Annotated in this window: 16 protein-coding genes; 8 read left to right on the forward strand and 8 right to left on the reverse strand. The window is 61.5% G+C overall.

The features are described 5' to 3' along the window. Positions 1–56: 56 nt before the first annotated feature. Complete coding sequence (locus tag FFI89_RS02550) at positions 57–248, forward strand: hypothetical protein (protein ID WP_138832609.1); 192 nt, start codon at positions 57–59, stop codon at positions 246–248. Between the two features lie 78 nt (positions 249–326). On the opposite strand, the gene FFI89_RS02555 is transcribed toward FFI89_RS02550, so the two are convergent. Then, positions 327–728 carry a thioesterase family protein gene (locus FFI89_RS02555; RefSeq protein ID WP_138832611.1) on the reverse strand — a complete coding sequence of 134 codons (402 nt, stop codon included), beginning with the start codon at positions 726–728 and terminating at the stop codon, positions 327–329. A 423-nt stretch (positions 729–1,151) separates the two neighbouring features. Here FFI89_RS02555 and FFI89_RS02560 point away from each other — a divergent pair, with 423 nt between their 5' ends. From FFI89_RS02560 to FFI89_RS02575, 4 genes are all read left to right on the forward strand, one after another. Next, complete coding sequence (locus FFI89_RS02560; protein WP_138832613.1) at positions 1,152–2,540, forward strand: sigma-54 dependent transcriptional regulator; 1,389 nt, start codon at positions 1,152–1,154, stop codon at positions 2,538–2,540. Then, positions 2,533–4,557, forward strand: a complete 2,025-nt coding sequence (locus tag FFI89_RS02565) for a HAMP domain-containing sensor histidine kinase (RefSeq protein WP_138832615.1) — start codon at positions 2,533–2,535, stop codon at positions 4,555–4,557. The genes FFI89_RS02560 and FFI89_RS02565 overlap by 8 nt, the downstream gene beginning before the upstream one ends. 376 nt (positions 4,558–4,933) lie before the next feature. Next, positions 4,934–5,128 carry a hypothetical protein gene (locus tag FFI89_RS02570; protein ID WP_138832617.1) on the forward strand — a complete coding sequence of 65 codons (195 nt, stop codon included), beginning with the start codon at positions 4,934–4,936 and terminating at the stop codon, positions 5,126–5,128. A gap of 55 nt (positions 5,129–5,183) precedes the next feature. Continuing rightward, on the forward strand, positions 5,184–5,834 hold the full coding sequence (locus FFI89_RS02575; RefSeq protein ID WP_138832619.1) for a BON domain-containing protein: 651 nt from the start codon (positions 5,184–5,186) through the stop codon (positions 5,832–5,834). 40 nt (positions 5,835–5,874) lie between these two features. On the opposite strand, the gene FFI89_RS02580 is transcribed toward FFI89_RS02575, so the two are convergent. Then, positions 5,875–6,768, reverse strand: a complete 894-nt coding sequence (locus FFI89_RS02580) for a formate dehydrogenase accessory protein FdhE (protein WP_138832621.1) — start codon at positions 6,766–6,768, stop codon at positions 5,875–5,877. 501 nt (positions 6,769–7,269) lie between these two features. Between FFI89_RS02580 and fdhD the strand changes: the two genes are divergently transcribed. Beyond that, the gene (gene fdhD, locus FFI89_RS02585; RefSeq protein ID WP_138832623.1) at positions 7,270–8,121 is read left to right on the forward strand and encodes a formate dehydrogenase accessory sulfurtransferase FdhD; all 852 of its coding nucleotides are present in this window, start codon (positions 7,270–7,272) and stop codon (positions 8,119–8,121) included. A 51-nt stretch (positions 8,122–8,172) separates the two neighbouring features. On the opposite strand, the gene FFI89_RS02590 is transcribed toward fdhD, so the two are convergent. From FFI89_RS02590 to FFI89_RS02605, 4 genes are read right to left on the reverse strand one after another with little or no spacing between them, the layout of a single operon-like run. After that, positions 8,173–8,289: a DUF2474 domain-containing protein gene (locus tag FFI89_RS02590; protein ID WP_138832625.1), complete on the reverse strand. Its 117-nt coding sequence runs from the start codon at positions 8,287–8,289 to the stop codon at positions 8,173–8,175. After that, the gene (gene cydB, locus FFI89_RS02595) at positions 8,289–9,293 is read right to left on the reverse strand and encodes a cytochrome d ubiquinol oxidase subunit II (RefSeq protein WP_138832627.1); all 1,005 of its coding nucleotides are present in this window, start codon (positions 9,291–9,293) and stop codon (positions 8,289–8,291) included. Before cydB ends, FFI89_RS02590 begins: the two co-directional genes overlap by 1 nt. Before the next feature lie 5 nt (positions 9,294–9,298). Continuing rightward, positions 9,299–10,711 carry a cytochrome ubiquinol oxidase subunit I gene (locus tag FFI89_RS02600; protein ID WP_210249068.1) on the reverse strand — a complete coding sequence of 471 codons (1,413 nt, stop codon included), beginning with the start codon at positions 10,709–10,711 and terminating at the stop codon, positions 9,299–9,301. Between the two features lie 53 nt (positions 10,712–10,764). Next, entirely contained in the window at positions 10,765–13,029 is a 2,265-nt protein-coding gene (locus FFI89_RS02605; RefSeq protein WP_138832631.1) for an FdhF/YdeP family oxidoreductase, read from the reverse strand. A 374-nt stretch (positions 13,030–13,403) separates the two neighbouring features. Here FFI89_RS02605 and FFI89_RS02610 point away from each other — a divergent pair, with 374 nt between their 5' ends. Then, positions 13,404–14,300 (forward strand): bestrophin family protein, encoded by an 897-nt coding sequence (locus FFI89_RS02610; RefSeq protein ID WP_138832633.1) that lies wholly within the window; start codon positions 13,404–13,406, stop codon positions 14,298–14,300. A gap of 48 nt (positions 14,301–14,348) precedes the next feature. Here the strand turns inward: FFI89_RS02610 and FFI89_RS02615 are convergent, their stop codons facing one another. Next, positions 14,349–16,418, reverse strand: a complete 2,070-nt coding sequence (locus FFI89_RS02615; protein ID WP_138832635.1) for an acetoacetate--CoA ligase — start codon at positions 16,416–16,418, stop codon at positions 14,349–14,351. A 117-nt stretch (positions 16,419–16,535) separates the two neighbouring features. On the opposite strand from FFI89_RS02615, the gene FFI89_RS02620 reads away from it, so the two are divergent. Next, positions 16,536–17,537, forward strand: a complete 1,002-nt coding sequence (locus tag FFI89_RS02620; protein WP_138832637.1) for a glycoside hydrolase family 3 N-terminal domain-containing protein — start codon at positions 16,536–16,538, stop codon at positions 17,535–17,537. 21 nt (positions 17,538–17,558) lie between these two features. On the opposite strand, the gene FFI89_RS02625 is transcribed toward FFI89_RS02620, so the two are convergent. Next, positions 17,559–18,359, reverse strand: coding sequence for an IclR family transcriptional regulator C-terminal domain-containing protein (locus FFI89_RS02625; RefSeq protein WP_138832639.1), 801 nt, complete (start codon positions 18,357–18,359; stop codon positions 17,559–17,561). Positions 18,360–18,422 lie beyond the last annotated feature (63 nt).

The raw sequence follows: 18,422 nt of genomic DNA on the forward strand, positions 1-18,422 counted from the left end.
GCTGGGCCGCGGCCGAGATGCAAGGCGTCATTCAGCAATGAGCGAGGAGAAGCATCATGACTCTGAAGGAACTTGCCGACGCACTCGAAAAGATCGATGAAGAGGCCTTTTCCACATTGCTGTTGGAGTATGAGCTCGACCACGATGATGGACCGAAGCAGGTCAGGGCGATGATCGTTGATGCTCTTCGTTTTTCGGACCAGCACGGAATGCGCATGTCGCGTCCGCCGCTCGATGAAGCCGATTAGGTCTGGCCGCCGAGGCATTCGTCATTGACGGATCGCACGGGCGGTCTCTCCGGAGCGACAACTGCTCTCTCCAGGCCGCTATAGCGGATGGCTTTTACCCTCGAGGCGCCGTGTCAGGCGACGAAGGTCGACCAGCATCCGCTCATGGGTGCCTCTGCCGATCTCCTCGACTTCATCATGGGCGATCACCGCGAAGACGATCCGCTTGCCTTCTACCAGGGTGACTTCCGCTTTCGCCGTGACGCGTTGGCCGACCGGCGTCGCCGCCAGGTGGCGGATGTCGACCGCCGTGCCGAGGGCGCTCTCGCCCGGCTCGAGATAGTTGCGAATGGCGTTCAGCGCGGCATTCTCCATCGCCAGGATCATCAGCGGTGTTGCCAGCACCGGCGGCAGGATTGAATCTTTGAACCGGTTCGCCAGATGTTCCGGCGCGACGATGAGCGTGAAGGCTCCGTTGGCTCCCAGTGGAATCTCAAGCATCTCTCGCCTCCTGTCACCGCGTTGATCACTACGAGCGTTGTTGCTTCGTCAGGAGCGGCAATCGCGTCATCTATACGTCTCGTGGGTTCGCCGCTGACGTTGCGACGAGTGATCGAGCGCCGCATCAGTCGTCGAAGATGATCATTATCTCAACTGCCGACGCAAGAAGACTTTGTGATCGCGGTCCGGGACTTGAGATGGACAAGTTGTCCTGCGAGCCTGGACAGATTGTCCAAAGCCGGCAACGTCGAATCTTGGGTCATTGATGGCGAACGTCGGCTTTGGTGCCCCCTGCGGAGCAGTGCATCAATCTCCGCATCGGCATGGTCGATCGACCCCAGTCGTCGCCGATGCTTTACGTTTTGGGCGGGTTCGTCCTACTATCGTGGGCAACGCCTGAGACCGACGCCGGAGAGAGGTCAAATGCCTTTGGAAGCAAACGGCAAAACCCATGAATCCGTGGCGGATCCAGAGTTCGGCCCGTGGCTGGCGCAGGCCTCCATTCTGGTCGTCGACGATGAGCCAGGGATGCGCAATTTCCTGGTCCGGGTCCTTGGTCCGCGCTGCAAGCGGATCGAAGAGGCGGCGGACGTCAAGGCAGCATCGATCAAGCTCGACGAGCTGCATTTTGACGTCGTCATCCTCGATAACATCATGCCGGGAAAGAACGGACTCGACTGGCTTGCCGAGCAGCGGGCGACCGGGTTCTTTGCCGACGTGATCCTGATGACGGCCTATGCCGATCTCGACACCGCGATAGAAGCGCTGCGCGCCGGTGTGGTCGATTTTGTCCTGAAGCCATTCCGGTCCAATCAACTGCTCAACGCCGTTGCACGCTGTCTCGATCGGACGCGGCTGCAGCGTGAAAATGACGTCCTGCGCCACGAATTGAAGTCGACGCCACAACAGGTCCTCTTGCGCAACAAGATGCTTGGCGAATCCCCTGCGATGCGAAAGGTGCGCGAGACCATCGCGCGTGTCGCTCCCTTGCCGACGTCGATCCTGTTCACGGGCCAGTCGGGGACCGGCAAGGAGGTCGCTGCCCGCTCGCTCCACGCGCTCTCCAACCGGGCGGACAAGCTCTTCGTGCCGATCAACTGCGCTGCAATACCCGCGGACATGATCGAGAGCGAGCTGTTCGGACATCTGAAGGGCGCTTTCACCGGTGCCGGCAGGGCGCGTGAGGGGCTGTTCATGCATGCCCAGGGCGGCACCCTGTTCCTCGATGAAATCGGTGAGTTACCTTATGCACTGCAGAGCAAGCTGCTGCGGGTCCTGGAAGATCGCCGCGTCCGGCCTGTTGGTTCGGAGCGCGAGGTCCCGTTCGACGCTCGTTTCGTCTTTGCCACCAATGCCGATCTGCAGAGCCGCGTCGATGCCGGCACCTTTCGGCCCGATCTCTACTATCGAATCAACGTCATGCAGATTCATCTGCCGCCATTGAAGGATCGCGGCGAGGATCTGCAGAATCTGGCCGCACTCTTCATGCGCGAGTTTTCGCAGCAGCTCGGCATGCCCGCGGTTCCGATCGACGAAAGGGTGCGCGCGTCGCTTTCGCAGTATGACTGGCCCGGAAATATCCGGGAGTTGCGCAACCTGATCGAACGGACGGTTATTCTCGGCGGATTTTCCGGAGAGTTCGAAATGGCCGTCGAGCCGGGTGACCGGGACGGGCAGAGTCTGGCGGAGGTAGAGCGACGACACATTCTATCGGTGCTCCGCGAGGCCGGCGGCGACCGCGAGGAAGCCGCGCGCCGGCTTGGCATCTCGCGCAAGACCGTCGACCGCAAATGCGCAAACTGGCATGCGTAACGACCCGGCCGTGACGGCGGGCGGGAGACACTCGGTCCGTTACCGTCTGCTGGCGATCGCGCTGCTGCCGACGCTGGTCATTCTGCCGCTGCTGCTCGGCATCTCCATCTATCGCTGGGCCGCCAGGTTCGACGCCACGCTGGTTTCGAAGGTCGATGGCGACCTGATCATCGCTCACCAGTATCTGGCTCGAATTCTCGATAACACCGAACAACAGCTGGTCGCCTTCAGCGAATCGGCGCGGTTTCGCGATCTTCTCGTCGCCGGCGACGCTTCGAGCAGCGATCTTGTCACGCTGCTCAAGGAGAAAGCGAGTGGCCTCAAATTCGATTTTCTCTATGTGATCGACGGCGACGGGCGCATTCTCGCCAGTGAACAACCCGTTGCCTCACCATCTATCCGATGGGATTGGCCGGTCATCAGTTCGGCGTTGAGCGGCCGTCCGAAGACGGACATCGACGTATTCGAGAGCAAGGATCTTGCGGCGATGTCGCCCGAGCTTGCTCAGCGCGCACGCCTTGAGGTGGTGCCAACCCCCGAAAGCGTGGACACAGGCCGCACGCCGGAGACGCGCGGCCTGATGATTCATTCAGCCAGCGCCCTGACGCTGCCCAACGGCCGACGCGGGGCCCTGGTCGGCGGTATACTGCTGAATCAGAATCTCGCTTTCATCGACACGATCAACGACCTGGTCTATCACGACGCCAGCCTGCCCGAAGGCAGCCGAGGAACGGCGACGCTGTTTCTTGATGATGTCCGCATCAGCACCAACGTGCGATTGTTCGAAGGTCGCCGGGCCGTCGGCACTCGCGTCTCGTCGGTGGTGCGGACTGCTGTGCTTGACCAGGGGCGCACGTGGCTCGGCAGCGCCTTTGTCGTGAACGACTGGTATATCTCGGCATATGAGCCGATCGACGACAGTTATGGCCGACGTGTCGGCATGCTCTATGTCGGGTTCCTCGAGAAACCGTTTACGGATGCGAAGCGTGAGACCCTGCTGGGAATAGCGATCGCTTTCCTGGTGGTCACGGCCGCGACCGTTCCCTTGTTCCTGAAATGGGCCAGCAGTATTTTCAGGCCCCTTGAGAGAATGACCGGGACGATCGCCCGGGTTGAGAGCGGCAATCTCGCGGCACGAACCGGCCATGTCCAGGGCAAGGACGAGATTGGCCAGGTGGCGCTTCATCTCGATCAGCTGCTCGATCAAGTCCAGGAGCGCGACGCACAGTTGCGCCAATGGAACGAGGAGCTCAACCGGCGTGTCGAGGAGCGCGCGCTCAAGCTGCAGCAGGCTAATCGGCAGTTGGAGACGACGACCAAGCAGCTCATCATGTCGGAGAAGCTCGCGGCGATCGGTGAAATCACCGCCGGCGTGGCCCATGAGATCAACAATCCGATCGCCGTCATGCAGGGAAATCTCGAGGTGATCCGCGACCAGATGGGCGGCAGGGCCGAAACGGTGAAGACCGAATTTCGGCTCATCGACGAGCAGATGCATCGCATCAGCGAAATTGTCACCAAGCTGCTGCAATTCGCCAAGCCGGAGGAGTACGCCGGTTACCTGGAGCAGCATGCCGTAGCCGACATTGTCTCGGATTCGCTGCCGCTTGTTCAGCATCTGCTCAAGAAGACGACGATTGCGGTCGAGAGAGAAGACCATGCGTCGCGCCTTGTCCGGATGAATCGGACCGAACTACAGCAGGTCCTCGTCAACCTGATCGTCAACGCCATTCACGCCATGCCGGATGGCGGTCGGCTCGCCTTGCGGACGTTCGACCTCGATATGGACGGGCGCCCGGGTATTGTGATCGAGGTTGCGGACACCGGTGCCGGCATGAGCGCGGATGTGATGCAGCGAGTGTTCGATCCGTTCTTCACGACCAAGCGGCGGGAAGGAACCGGGCTTGGTCTCTCGATCAGTCAGATGCTGGTGACACGGCAAGGCGGCAGGATCTCGGTCGAGAGCGAGCTTGGGAAAGGCACAACGTTCACTGTCTGGTTGCCCGAAGCGCCCTGATGCCGCCTGTCATGGACAAATTGTCTGCTTCCACTTCGTCAATTTGCCCGTCGTCGGAACAGGCAGACTCCTAAGATATTGATATTGCTGCGGCCCAAATTGGCACGTCCGTTGCTCTGATATTGTCGCGCTTGTTTTGGCCCACGAGGTCATTCTACCGGGTAGAAAGCTGTCCGCGAAAAATCAGGTAAGTAGCGCTGCCACATTGCACATAAAACGTTGAGGGAATCTGACATCAGGAACGACTAGGATTATCTTGTTCACGCTGGTGGAGGCAGCGATGGCCGATGATCCGGATCAAGGCGGCCAGCAGACTCGGAATCCGGGCTACAAACAGGTCAACGAATAAACAGGTCAGCGAATGGAGGCGCAAACCATGTCACGTCACAACGAAATGCCGCCCGTCCCGCCCGCCAATCGCAGCCCCAAGGGGCCGGGCGGAGAATCCGAAGTCAAGAAGGACACGTCATTCACGAGGAAGGTGGACAACACGGCCGAGCAAGGCGACACCGCCAACATCAAGCAGAACACGACAAACGCCGGGTTTTTCAAGGGTCGTCGGGTAAAGTAGACAGCCAGGCAATTGGTGCTTTAAGCCACCTGTTTTCAGGACAGAGGTGCTCGTCATGAAAACCGACATGGCGCTTCGTCAAGACGTCGAGAAGGAACTCGCCGCGAATTCACGAATCGATGCGAGCCACATCACCGTAACCGTCCAGAACAGGGTGGTTACACTTGCCGGCCAGGTGCAAAATTACGCGAGCAAATGCGAAGCCGGGAACGTGGTGAAGCACATTGCCGGCGTCGCCGCACTCGCTAATGATCTGGAGGTGACGCCGGCGGGAGCGCAACCAACCGATGCTGATTTGACGCCGCGCGTGTTGCAGGCCCTTGAGGCCAACGTTTTTGTACCGTCGAAAGCAATCACGCCTGTCGTTCACGACGGCTGGGTCACGCTCAGCGGCAAAGTACTGTACTATTACGAGAAGCTGGACGCAGAAAATGCGGTGCGCCCTTTGCGTGGAGTCAAAGGGATAACCGATTCAATCGTGACCGATAATCCCGATGGGCCGCAAGACCTGAGCCAGGAGATTATCACCAACGCGCTCTCCCGAAACGCCCGTCTCGATGCGGACCAAATCACGGTGAAGGTCAACGGCCGCACCGCGATCCTCGAAGGCGCGGTTCGGTGCCTGGCTGAGCGCGATGACGCGGAACAGGCGGCTTGGGCGGCGCCCGGCGTGAGCGCCGTGCAAAATCATCTTGTGGTCGGCTGAATGCCGATGCCCTTCCGCGTGTCGGCGCCCTCGGATGGACTCACTGCGAACTGCAGCGAATTGGGCGGCGACGCGTCCAGCCCGCTTCTGTAACCAGACTGTCGAGGCGCGGACTTGCGAGATCGTCCGCGTAGGGATCACCCTCGATATCCTGTTCCCGATAGATCATCTTCGCGTATGTGAAGCACTTGTTGCAGGTCTCGGCCTTCACCGCTCCGGCATCGCCGGCGATGCCCTGGAACTCCGCGGTGCCGAATTCGCCACAGAAGGTGCAAGCGGTGCGCGTGTAGTGCCAGGCCGTTGAGCAAAGCGAGCAATAGAGACGGCGGGCGTCGGGTGTATCGCCGGCTGCAGGGATCAGGCCTGCGCTCGGTATGGATCCGCAGCAGGGGCACAGTCTGCCTTCCGGCAGCAGTCGAAGCTGGTCGGGCGGTAACTTCGCCGCCAGTGCGGTGAAATAGACCTGAAGCGCGGCCCCCACGTAAAGCGCAACACCGGTATCGCCGATCTGAACATCGTCACGCAGGTATTGGTCGGCGAGTGCTTCGATGCCGGTTGGCGCTTCGGCGCGTAACCTGGCCGTCATGCCGTACGCCTGCGGGGTCGTCGTGCTGACATCGACGGCATCGAGAATGTGAAACAAGGCTGTCTGCCAGGCTGAATTGCGGTGATGTTCCCTGGCTTCGATTGGTGGCATGCCCGCACGCAAAGCTTGGACGAGTACACCATCGATCCCGCCGACAGCGGCGGACGCCAGTTGCTGCGCCGACGCGACGCGGGCCATGAATAGCAGCCACGCCGCCTTCGGGTGACCGGGCGCAAGGGCCGCGAGCCGCGCGGCCGTAGTTGCAAACCGCGTGTTGGGATCGGGCGGAATGATAGCGCCGCGCCGCGTTACGCCGCCCGTCGCCGTTGGCTGCCACTTACCTGTCATCGCCCTACCGCCTTGCCTCCAGCAACGGTCCTAAGGCGATGACCAATTGACGAGAGTGCACCTGGCGAAGTGATTGCTGTTCAGATGCTCAGCTTCGCTGACCTTGTTGCTCGTGCGGTTTCGATTGTCTTTCCCCAGCAACAGACGTGCCATCTTGCGGGAGCAGCGATATCAATAACTTAATTTTCGAGCTTTGGTGGATTTGGACAGTTTGTCCAAGACGTCCGGCCAAACTTGCCATGCTCTGCCGGTATCGAGGCGCCTTGGACGGCTATCGAGCGAGTACGCATCCGTCGGTGTGGCAGATCAGGTAATGAGACGAACGAAGCGGGATGTGTGCGCATCGACATTGCGCGCACCGCGATGCGGTTGATGCCAGCAACTGTCATCGATGAGCTTGAGCAAGCGGGTGCTGTTTAATTCGGTGTTGGAATAACCTATTGTTCTGAAGCCGACTTGCCGTGAAAGCAGTCTTCCACTAGCGCCTCGGGAGTTATCGCGATGACAGCGAATGATGCTCTCGCCGAAAGGAAAATGCTCATATGGCGCGCGGGCCGTCCAACCCCGTCATCGCGCGTCGTGGCGGAAGAGAAGGGCGTTGCGTTGACCTACGATGGAACGACCTACGCCGTGATGATGGCAACGCCTACCGATCTTCATGACTTTGCCGTCGGCTTCAGCATCACGGAAGGGGTCGTGGAACGGGCCGACGAGATCAGCAGCGTTGAGGTGATTGAGAGCGAACTCGGCGTCGAAATTCGGATGTGGCTTGTTGCGGATCGGTCCAGATCGTTCGTCGCACGCCGGCGTGCGATTGTGGGCCCCGTAGGTTGCGGGCTCTGCGGGATCGAGAGTCTTGAACAGGCCGGTTTGGTCCCGCGGCGGGTAGTGAGCCGGTTGAAGTGTCGCGCTTCCGACCTGCTCGGCGCGATGTCGGCGCTGGCGCCTTTGCAGTGCCTCAACCGGCAAACCCGTGCGATGCACGCCGCCGCTTTCTGGGATCTTTCCGAAGGCATCAGTGTGGTGCGGGAGGATGTCGGTCGCCACAACGCGCTCGACAAGCTTGCCGGCGCGTTGATCGGCTGCAACAGGGATCGATCCAGCGGCGCGGTCCTGCTCACCAGCAGAGTCTCGGTGGAGATGGTGCAGAAGACGGCGATGATCGGTGTTCCGGTTCTCGTCGCCGTTTCCGCGCCCACGACGCTTGCGATAGAGACCGCCGATCAGGCGGGAATTACGCTGATCGCCGTCGCGCGCGACGATGGATACGAGATCTTCACCCATCCGGACCGCATCGAGTTTTCCGAACGGCGGTCGTTGTCGTCCAGCCCTGCGGGCATCGGAGGCGGGTGAACCTGCGTCGCGCGAGGCGCCGGGAGCGGGGACGGACAGTTCGCTTGATCCTCAAGCCTTCAGGAATATACGGATCAGCCCAGCGACGCCGCTGAGCGCGATGACGCTGGTTGCCCAGATCGCAGCCATCCAGGCGAGCCGTTTCCAAAGCGGCAGTTCGTGCTCCATCAGTGGTATCCGTGCAGGCCTGCCTTGCCCCTGAAGACCCAATAGGCCCAGCCTGTATAGGCGAGGATCAGGGGGATGATGACAAGCGCGCCGACCAGCATGAACGACTGGCTCTCGGGCGGCGCGGCAGCGTCCCAGATCGTCACCGCGCGAGGCACGACATACGGATACATGCTGATGCCAAGTCCAAGGAAGCCGAGCAGAAACAGCGCAAGCGCCATCAGGAAGGGAAGCCGCTCGAAGTTGCGGCTGAGGCTCCAGAAGAACGTGGCCGCGCAAATCGCTACCAGCAGCGGCACCTGGGCCGTCAGCAAAACCCCGGGCATGGCGAACCAGCGCCGCCAGTAATCATAGCCGAGGAACGGTGTTGCCGCGCTGACGGCGGCCAGCGCGACGAGCGTTCCGGCGCCGAGCCAGAAAGCGGCGCGGCGCGCATGTCGCTGGCTCGTCCCTTCGGTTTTCCAGACCAGCCAGGTCGCGCCCAGCAGCGCATATCCGATCACCACCGCCACGCCGGTCAACAGGCTGAACGGGCTCAACCAGTCGAGCCACCCGCCCGCGTAGGCGTCGTTCTCGACATGAATCTCCTGCAGAACGGCGCCGAGCGTGATGCCTTGCGAAAGTGCCGCGACCACGGAGCCCAGCGCAAATGCAAAGTCCCATAGCGGCCGATGACGCGCCTCGCGCCAGCGGAACTCGAAGGCAACGCCGCGGAAGACGAGGCCCAGCAGCATCGCGATCATCAGCGGATAGGTCGCTGGAAGAATGATGGCATAGGCGAGCGGAAAGGCGGCGAACAACCCGCCGCCGCCCATCACCAGCCAGGTCTCATTGCCGTCCCACACCGGCGCGATCGAGTTCATCGCCTGATCGCGCTCGCTGCCGACCGCCAGGGTCGGGAACAGGATGCCGATGCCGAGGTCGAAGCCGTCCATGACGACATAGGCAATCACCGCAAAGCCGATGATCACCGCCCAGACGATCGTGAGGTCGATGGTGCCCATGGCGCTCACTCCCCCGCCGGCAGAGGCGCGCCGACGCCTGACGCTGGCGTGATGCCGGCCGCGCGCTGCGGCAGGTTCGGCGGCTCCGTTTCGTTGCGCTCGGGCGCTTTGGCCATCAGTCGCAGCAGATAGTAGGTTCCGGCCCCGAAAGCGCTGAAGTAGACGATCACGAAGGCGAGCAGCGACGCGGCCACGGCGGGGGCGGCAAGCGGGGAGTGCGATTCCGCCGTGCGGAGCAGGCCATAGATCGTGAAGGGCTGGCGGCCGACCTCGGTCGTGACCCAGCCGGCGATCACCGCGACGAAACCGGCTGGTCCCATGGCGACGGCGACGCAGTGCAGCGCCGTCCAGTCGTAGAGCTTCCCGCGGGCGCGGGCGAGCAGGCTCCAAAGGCCGACGCCGAGCATGGCGAATCCCAGCGCCACCATGATCCGGAACGACCAGAATATGATTTGGGTCGGTGGCCATTGGTCGCGCGGGAAGTCGGTGAGGCCCGGAAGCGCCGCATACGGGTCATGCTTCAGGATCAGCGATCCGATATGGGGCACGGCCACTTCGTAGCCGACGCGGGCCTCGTCGTTGCTCGGCAGGCCGAACAGGATCAGCGGGGCGCCGTTGGGACTCGGCTGGTAGTCGCCCTCCATGGCCAGCACCTTGGCCGACTGGTGTTCCAGCGTGTTCAGTCCGTGCGCGTCTCCGACCAGGATCTGGATGGGTGCCACGATCGCCGCCATCCACATGGCCATCGAGAACATCTTCCGCGCACCGGGATTGGTACGGTCCTTGAGGAGGTGCCAGGCGCCGACGCCGCCAACCACGAAGGCGGTGGTGAGATAGGCCGCGATCACGGTGTGGACGAGGCGATAGGGAAAGCTGGCGGTGAAGATGATCGGAAGCCAGGAGCCTGCCGGTACGAACTGCCCCTTGGCGTTGATCGCAAAGCCCGCCGGCGTCTGCATCCAGCTGTTCACGGCGATGATCCAGGTGGCGGAAATGAGCGTGCCGAGCGCGACCATGCAGGTGGCGAAGAAATGCAGGCGCTTGCCGACCTTGCTGATCCCGAACAGCATGACCCCGAGAAACCCGGCCTCCAGGAAGAAGGCGGTAAGCACCTCATAGGCCATCAGCGGGCCGATGATCGGTCCTGCCTTGGTCGAAAACACCGACCAGTTGGTGCCGAACTGGTAGGACATGACAACGCCCGAGACGACACCCATGCCGAACGCAACCGCGAAGATCTTGAGCCAGTAGCGGTAGAGGTTGGCGTAGACGCCGTCTCCGGTCTTCAACCAGAGGCCCTCAAGCACCATCAGGTAGCTTGCGATCCCGATGGAAAAGGCCGGGAAGATGAAGTGGAAGGAGACGGTGAACGCGAACTGCGCGCGCGCCAAGATCACCGGATCGAGATGCCCAAGCAACGCCACCTCCCTCTCAAAAAACCGAAGCGCTCCGCAACAAACGGTTTCGACAACTAGGCAACGACACGAACCGGGATCGACTTGGCGGCAGGCGTACCGCTGATCTTGTCGTAATAGCCGAGCGGCAAAAGCGGATTCAGTTCGGGGTAATATCCCGCGACAGCCCCGCGCGGCATCGGATAATCCAGCACCGTCAACCCATCCACGCGACGCTGGACACCGTCATCACAGATAGTTTCGAGCGTGACGCGCGATCCCGACTCTAGCCCCCGCGCGCTTCGGTCCTCCGCGTTCATGAAGAGCACCATACGATCGTTGTAAACGCCGCGATAACGGTCGTTGTAGCTGTAGATCGTCGTGTTGAACTGGTCGTGCGAGCGGACGGTCGCCAACCGCAACATCGTCGGGTCGGAAACCGGAACGTTTACCTCGAGGCCCGGCAACAACAGGAAATTCGCCTTGCCGTTGGGCGTAGGCCAAACCAGGCGACGCGGCGGCACGTCGAGGTGAAAGCCCTTTGGGTCTTTTATCTTCTCGGAGAAATCGCCGTAGAACTCCGGATAAACCTCGGCGATCTTGTCGCGGATGAGATCGTAGTCGTGGATATAGCTTTCCCAGGGGATCTTGCTGTCCGGAAGCGCCGCGCGCGCCATCCGGCAGACAATCTCGACTTCCGGCAGCAAATCAGGGCTGGCAGGCTTCAATACGCCGCGTGACGCCGTGACGTTGGACATCGAATCCTCGATCGTGACGAATTGCTCTCCTGCCGAAGTGTGTATCTCCTCGGAACGGGAGATCACCGGCAGGATCAGCGCGTCGCGCCCGTGAACGAGGTGGCCGCGGTTCAACTTGATCGCAATGCCGACCGTCAGTGCCAGCTTTCGCATGGCGGCATATGATCTGTCAGTGTCGGGGACGGCGCGGACGAAGTTGCCGCCCATCCCGATGAAGACCTTTGCGACGCCGTCATGCATCGCTTCGATCGTTTCGATGGTGTGATGGCCGTACCCGCGGGGCGGCTCAAAGCCGAAGACGTCGCGCACGCGATCCAGGTATTCCTCAGACGGCCTTTCATCGATGCCGACAGTCCGGTCGCCCTGGACGTTCGAATGGCCGCGAATGGGTGAAATGCCGCCGCCGGGCTTGCCGAAATTGCCGCGCAGCAGAAGCAGGTTCACCACCTGCTGGAGCAGCCGCGAGCCATCCTGATGCTGGGTCAGGCCCATTCCATAGCAGATCATGGTCGCGCGCGAGCGGATATAGATGTCGGCAACGCGGCGAATCTGTTGCTCGTCGACGCCGGAGACCTCAACGATGTCTTTCCAGTCCTGGGCCAGCACATCCTCGCGGATGACTTCCAGTCCGACCGTATGCGCGCTGATAAAATCGTGGTCGATGACTTTCTCGCCTTTGGCTTCGCGCTCGAACATCACCCTCATCATGCCCTTGATAAGGGCGAGGTCGCCGCCAATGCGGATGTGAACGAATTCGCTTGCGATCGGGCTCGATCCGAACGTCGCCATCTGCAGGACATCCTGCGGCTCGGCAAAGCGTATGAGAGCCCGCTCCGGCATCGGATTAACGGCGACGATCGGGACGCCGCGCTTTCGTGCTTCAACCAGGTTGGTCATCATGCGCGGCGAATTGGTGCCGGTATTCTGTCCGATGACGAATATCGCTTCAGTGTGCTCGAAGTCCTCCATCACCACGGTCCCTTTTCCTACCCCGATGGAGGGAGGCAAACCGCGGCTGGTGGGCTCGTGACACATGTTCGAGCAGTCGGGGAAGTTGTTGGTACCGAACTGGCGGACGAAAATGGCGTACAGGAATGCTGCCTCGTTGGGCGTGCGACCGGACGTGTAGAATTCGGCGTGATGAGGGCTCTCAAGTGCCCTCAAATGGCTTCCGATCATGGCAAAGGCCGCATCCCAATCGCACGGCACATATCGGTCGGACGCCGCGTCGTAGCGCATGGGCTCGGTCAGGCGACCTTGCATTTCGAGCCAGTAGTCCGACTTCTCCATCAGTTCGGACACCGTGTATTTCTCAAAGAAATCCCGGGTGACCCTACGCTTCGTCGCCTCGAAGGCCAGCGCCTTGGCGCCGTTCTCGCAGAACTCGAGCGTCTTTTTGCAATCCGCGTCGGGAAAGGCGCAACTCGGACATTTGAAGCCACCCGGCTGGTTCATCGCGAGCAAGGCGCGAGAGCCTTTGGTGACGACGCTCTGCTCGAGCAGGACCTTTGCGGTTGCGGCTGCAGCGCCCCACCCCCCGGCGGGGTGATTGTAGGTCTTATAACGAGGCTTGCTGTCCGTCATGGTCAAGCGCTCCTGAAGCTGCCGGTACCTGCGATTAAATCATGCTATCTTATTGATTTCCATAGACAAATTGTCCTTGGTCGAAGGACAAAATGTCCATGGACCGCGTGACGGTGAACCCTTAACTCATTGAGACTCCGATCATCTCCGGAGTGGCGCGGCAGTTGCTTTGCGCGCGCGACAGGCTTCGCGATCACGCGCGGGGACAAAGCGCAGGAACGGCGAAGGTCGCGCCGAATGCCTTGGTCAGTGAGGCGCCGCGGGTCGTCGAGCGAGACCAGCTAACGACGAGATCATCCAACGAAGGGGACCATCCAGGTAACGATCATGCAGAAACGGAATGACAGCGCCGACAGGATTTCGCGGAAGCCGACATGATCGTTCGTTCCAAGCCCAGCTTCAAAGACGTCGTATTTGCGGTCAACGGCTCGATCCTGCCGCGGATCACGCCTCAACTCATGGCGATTGCGCTCGTCAGCGTGATCGCCATTTTCGCCGCACGCGAGCATCCGGGCATCTTCGCGCGGATCAGCGCCATTCCCTTCACGTTGATCGGCATCGCACTATCCGTCTTCATGAGTTTCCGAAACAACGCCTGCTACACCCGCTGGTGGGAGGGCCGGGAGCTTTGGGGCGAATTGATCATCGCTTGCCGGTCGTTCGCGCGTCAGGTCTCTACGTTGGAAGACGACGACCGGCGCTTTCTTATCCGTGGTCTGTGCGGCTTCACGGCCGGACTGGCGGCCCGCCTGCGGGGCGAGGACGAACTGGCGGCGATCAAGCATTGGTGCGATATCGGCGCGGCTTCAGGCAGCCCCAATCGAACGGATGCCGTGCTCTATCAGATCGGAAAATATTGCCTGACGCTGATGCGCCAGGATCGGATCGGACCGATCCATTATTCGGTTCTCGAGGGTCAGATCACCGTACTCTCCAACGTGCAGGGCGGATGCGAACGCATCGTGTCTACCCCGGTGCCGTTCGCCTATTCCCTGTTGCTTCACCGCACGGCCCTCGTTTTTTGTCTGACGCTGCCGTTCGCGCTTGCCGGATCGCTGGACTGGTGGACGCTTCTGCCCGTCCTGCTCGTTGCCTACACCTTCTTCGGACTCGACGCGCTCGGCCATCAACTTGAGGATCCGTTCGGGCTCGAGCCCAACGCGCTTCCGCTGGACGCGATGAAGCGAATGATCGAACGCGAGATGCTCGCGCTGCTTGGAATTGTGGATCTTCCCCCGCCCATCGAGCCGCTTGAAAATGTGCTGAGGTAACTTCTCCCGGTGACGGCAGAGCGACCGCCGCCGGCAGACACCGGCGAACTAGCTCGACCGTTCGACCACCCCCGCACTCTTCTGCAAATGCTTCGCCGCAAAATCGAGATACCAGGCGAGGCAGCCGGGATTGGCCATCGCGTCCTTGTTGATGACTTTCTCCAGGGGATGGCCGAGCAGCAGTTTCTTGATCGGCAGTTCCTGCTTCTTGCCGGACAGCGTTCGCGGGATCTCGGCAACGGCGAAGATTTCGTTGGGTAGAAACCGCCGCGACAGGCCGGCTTCGATCGCATTGTTGATCCGCGTCTGCATGGCGCGATCGAGCGTAAAACCGTCCCGCAACACCACGAACAGCGGCATGTAGCTTTCGCGTCCGAGATATTCGAGGTCGACCACCATCGAGTCCAGCACCTCAGGCAACGCCTCGATCGCCGAATAGAGTTCGCTGGTGCCCATCCGCAGGCCATGCCGGTTGATGGTGGCGTCGCTGCGGCCGTAGATCACGCAGGATCCGTCGGCATTGATTTTGAGCCAGTCGCCATGGCGCCAGACGGCGCCGCGGCCGGTGCCGTCGAAATTGTCCGGGTAGGTATCGAAATAGCTGGCGCGGTAGCGCGCATCGCCTTCGTCGTTCCAGAACCGCAGTGGCATCGACGGCATCGGTTCGGTGCAGACGAGTTCGCCGACCTCTTCGATGACGCCGCGGCCCTGTTCGTTGAAGGCCTCCACGGCGGCGCCCAGCAGCCGGCACTGCATCAGGCCCGGCGTCTGCGGCAATTCGGGGTTGGCGCCGATGAAGGCGCCGGCAAAGTCGGTACCGCCGGACATGTTGGCCCAGAACATCTCACGCTGTGCGGCGCTGCCATTGGTTTCGGCGAGCCGGGCGAAGCGTTCGCTGAACCATTGCTGGGTGTCGGCGGACAGTGGCGATCCGGTCGAGCCGAGCGCGCGCAGGCGTGACAGGTCGCCGCTGGCGGCGAGGTCAATCTCGGCTTTCGCGCAACTTGCGAAGAAGGCCGCGCCCGCGCCGAAAAACGTGGCCTTTGAATGCGAGACGAAGCGCCACAAGGTCGACCAGTCCGGATTTTCCTTCGACCCGCCCGGGCTGCCGTCGAAGATGCAGATCGTGGTGCCGTTGAGCAGGCCGGCGATCTGGCAATTCCACATGATCCAGCCGGTCGAAGAGTACCAGTGGTAACGCTCGCCGAACGACGCCTGCTGATAGCTGCAGCCGATATCGTTGTGCAGCACGTTCAGCGGCAGCGCCACGATGATAACGCCGCCATGGCCGTGAACGATCGGCTTCGGCAAGCCCGTCGTCCCGCTGGAATAGACGATCCAGAGTGGATGATCGAACGGCAACCAATCGGGCTCGAACGCGTCGATCTCGATGCTGGTTGTCGACAGGATTGTCGACAGCAGGGTATCGGAGCCCGCGGCGCGATCTGTGCTGTCGCTGTGGATGATGACATGCTCGACGCTCGGCAGCGATTGCCGCAACTCGTCGATCACCTGGCGCCGGTCGTGCCGTCGGCCGGCATAGGTCACGCCGTCGCACGCGATCAGAATTTTGGGTTCGATCTGCTTGAACCGGTCGATCACGGCAGGCGCCGCCATATCAGGGGCACAGACGCTCCATACCGCGCCGATGCTGGCGGTGGCGAGAAAGGCAATGATGGTCTCGGGGATGTTGGGGAGGTAGGCCGCCACGCGATCGCCGGAGCGGACGCCTTGGGCCCGGAGGTGGAGCGCCAGCGCGGCGGCTTTGCGCCGCAGTTCGGGCCAGCTTGTCTTCTTCAGGATACCATCTTCGCCGCAGGCGACGATCGCCGGCTGGCCTGCGGCATGCGCCGCTTCGACATGCCGCAGAACCTGACGCGCATAGTTGACCTCAGCGCCCGGGAACCAGACCGCGCCCGGCATCTTGCGCTGCGCCAGCACGGCACGGTGCGGGGTCGGCGATCGCAGGTCGAAGTAATCCCAGATGCTTTGCCAGAACGCATCGAGCTCGCGAACCGACCATTGCCGCATTTCCTCATAGTTGGCGAAGTGCAGGCCGCGTTGATCGCCGAGCCATTGGCGGTAACGCGCCATTTGCGGGATGGATGGTGCTGACATGATCTCTTCATCTCTTCTATTCGTGCTGTGCCCGGTGGCGGCCGCTGTTCAATCGGCCGCTTTTAACATAGAAGAATCGACGCAGGAACGTCACGGCCGACTGGCGAAAGCGCGAGAATGCAAATCGGCGAACTCTTCATTCTCGGCTTCTTCGGCAAGACGGTCCCGGCGTGGCTACAGGAATTCGCTGAACGTTACGGTCTCGGCGGCGTGATCCTGTTCGACTACTCCTGCCAGACGCAGCAATACGACAACAATGTCGAGACGCCCGAACAGGTGCGGCGGCTCTGCGGCGAGATCGCCCGCCTGCCGTCCCGGCCGATGGTATTCATCGACCAGGAGGGCGGACTGGTGCGGCGGTTGAAGGAAAGCCGCGGCTTTGCGCCGTTGCCGAGCGCCAAGGAATTCAACCATCTTGCGGCGGATCAAAAGCGCAACATCCTGACGGCGAGTTTTGCCGAGTTGCGGCAACTCGGCATTCACTACGATTTCGCGCCGGTGATCGACGTCGACTACAACCCCGACAATCCAAATATCGGCAGGGTCAAGCGCTCCTATTCCGCCGACATCGCCGAAGTCGAAGTCAACGCCTTGCTGGCCAGCGAGGTCGCGCGCGAGCAGCGGATCGGCCTGTGCCTGAAGCATTTTCCCGGCATCGGCGGCGCGGTGGTGGATTCGCACCAGGAATTCATGGACATTTCGGATGCGCTCGTTCCCGAACAGGAGGAGCTGTTCTATGCGCTGGCGCCAAAGATGTTCGGCGATGCGGTGTTGGTCAGCCATGCCATCGTGCGGCAATGGGACGAGCATCATCCGATGACCTTGTCGGCGGCGGGACTTGGCCGGTTGCGCAGGCGCCTCCCCGATACGCTCTTGATCACCGACGATATGCAGATGCAGGGTTTGCAGAAGGCGCTGGGCACCCGGGAGGCCAGCCTGCAATCGCTCCGGGCCGGCATGGACATGCTCTGCATCGGCAACAACCTGTTCGATCAGGAGCAGGAGATTGCCGGGATTGCCGAGTATCTGTTGCAGCGGTTGCAGGATGCGACGCTGCATCGTTCGACCGTCGCAAAGTCGATCGAGCGCGTGCAGCAAAGAAAGACGCTTCTGGCCTAGCGGATCATTGCGCCGGAGGTCTCATATGACCAGATGCTGCTCGATCTGCTCGCGTGCCTTCTTCAGCCGCGGCAAGAAATCCGTTATCATTTCCTGCGGCGAGTGCCGCGCGAGATTGGTTGAGAGGTTGATCGCCGCCACCGTGTTTCCATTGGGATCGCGGATCGGTACGGCGATGCCGCAGGCGCCGATTTCAAGTTCCTCGCCGACGAAGCTCCAGCCTTGCCGGCGCACGATGTCGATTTCGCGCGACAATTTTTCCGGGTCGGTCGTCGTCACCTTAGTCCAGGCGCGGCGCTCGGAACCATTCAGGTTTTCGGCGCACGCTGCCGGTGAAAGTCCCGCCAGCAGAACGCGGCCCATCGACGTGCAAAAGGCAGGAATGCGGCTGCCGATGGTGAGGCCGCGTCGCAGCACGCTCGTGACCTCGGCCCTTGTGACGTAAATGACGTTGGCGCCGTCCAGCACCGATATCGCGACCACTTCGTCGGTCTCGCGCGACAGGGTTTCGATGACGGGCTGCGCCACTTCCCGAAGTGTCAGGGACGACAGATAGGAAAAGCCGAGCTGCAGCACCCGCGGCGTGAGCGTGAAAGCATCGCCGGATTGCTGCACGAATCCGAGCGCGATCAGCGTATGCATCAGCCGCCGCACGCCGGCGCGGGACAGCTTGGTTCGTTTGGCAATGTCGCTCAGGCCGAGGCTGCGCTCATGGTGGAAGGCCGCGATCACCAGCAAGCCCTTCGCAAAGGCCTCGACAAAGGTGTCGCTGCCGTCAGGCCATTTCGACCCATCGGTCCAGACGTCATCGATTCCAAGCACGGTTGCCAACTCCGCCGAACATGTTACGTTGTTCGACAGTAGACCATACGTTCGATAGTCGAA

Source organism: Bradyrhizobium sp. KBS0727, from assembly GCF_005937885.2.
Taxonomy (GTDB): domain Bacteria; phylum Pseudomonadota; class Alphaproteobacteria; order Rhizobiales; family Xanthobacteraceae; genus Bradyrhizobium.

Excerpts from the sequence above, each read along its gene's own strand:
- FFI89_RS02550 (WP_138832609.1), top strand. The coding sequence starts at position 57 with ATGACTCTGAAGGAACTTGCCGACGCACTCGAAAAGATCGATGAAGAG.
- fdhD (WP_138832623.1), top strand. The coding sequence starts at position 7,270 with ATGACAGCGAATGATGCTCTCGCCGAAAGGAAAATGCTCATATGGCGC.
- FFI89_RS02580 (WP_138832621.1), bottom strand. The coding sequence starts at position 6,768 with ATGACAGGTAAGTGGCAGCCAACGGCGACGGGCGGCGTAACGCGGCGC.
- FFI89_RS02570 (WP_138832617.1), top strand. The coding sequence starts at position 4,934 with ATGTCACGTCACAACGAAATGCCGCCCGTCCCGCCCGCCAATCGCAGC.
- cydB (WP_138832627.1), bottom strand. The coding sequence starts at position 9,293 with ATGGGCACCATCGACCTCACGATCGTCTGGGCGGTGATCATCGGCTTT.
- FFI89_RS02560 (WP_138832613.1), top strand. The coding sequence starts at position 1,152 with ATGCCTTTGGAAGCAAACGGCAAAACCCATGAATCCGTGGCGGATCCA.
- FFI89_RS02615 (WP_138832635.1), bottom strand. The coding sequence starts at position 16,418 with ATGTCAGCACCATCCATCCCGCAAATGGCGCGTTACCGCCAATGGCTC.
- FFI89_RS02555 (WP_138832611.1), bottom strand. The coding sequence starts at position 728 with ATGCTTGAGATTCCACTGGGAGCCAACGGAGCCTTCACGCTCATCGTC.
- FFI89_RS02605 (WP_138832631.1), bottom strand. The coding sequence starts at position 13,029 with ATGACGGACAGCAAGCCTCGTTATAAGACCTACAATCACCCCGCCGGG.
- FFI89_RS02575 (WP_138832619.1), top strand. The coding sequence starts at position 5,184 with ATGAAAACCGACATGGCGCTTCGTCAAGACGTCGAGAAGGAACTCGCC.
- FFI89_RS02620 (WP_138832637.1), top strand. The coding sequence starts at position 16,536 with ATGCAAATCGGCGAACTCTTCATTCTCGGCTTCTTCGGCAAGACGGTC.
- FFI89_RS02565 (WP_138832615.1), top strand. The coding sequence starts at position 2,533 with ATGCGTAACGACCCGGCCGTGACGGCGGGCGGGAGACACTCGGTCCGT.
- FFI89_RS02590 (WP_138832625.1), bottom strand. The coding sequence starts at position 8,289 with ATGGAGCACGAACTGCCGCTTTGGAAACGGCTCGCCTGGATGGCTGCG.
- FFI89_RS02610 (WP_138832633.1), top strand. The coding sequence starts at position 13,404 with ATGATCGTTCGTTCCAAGCCCAGCTTCAAAGACGTCGTATTTGCGGTC.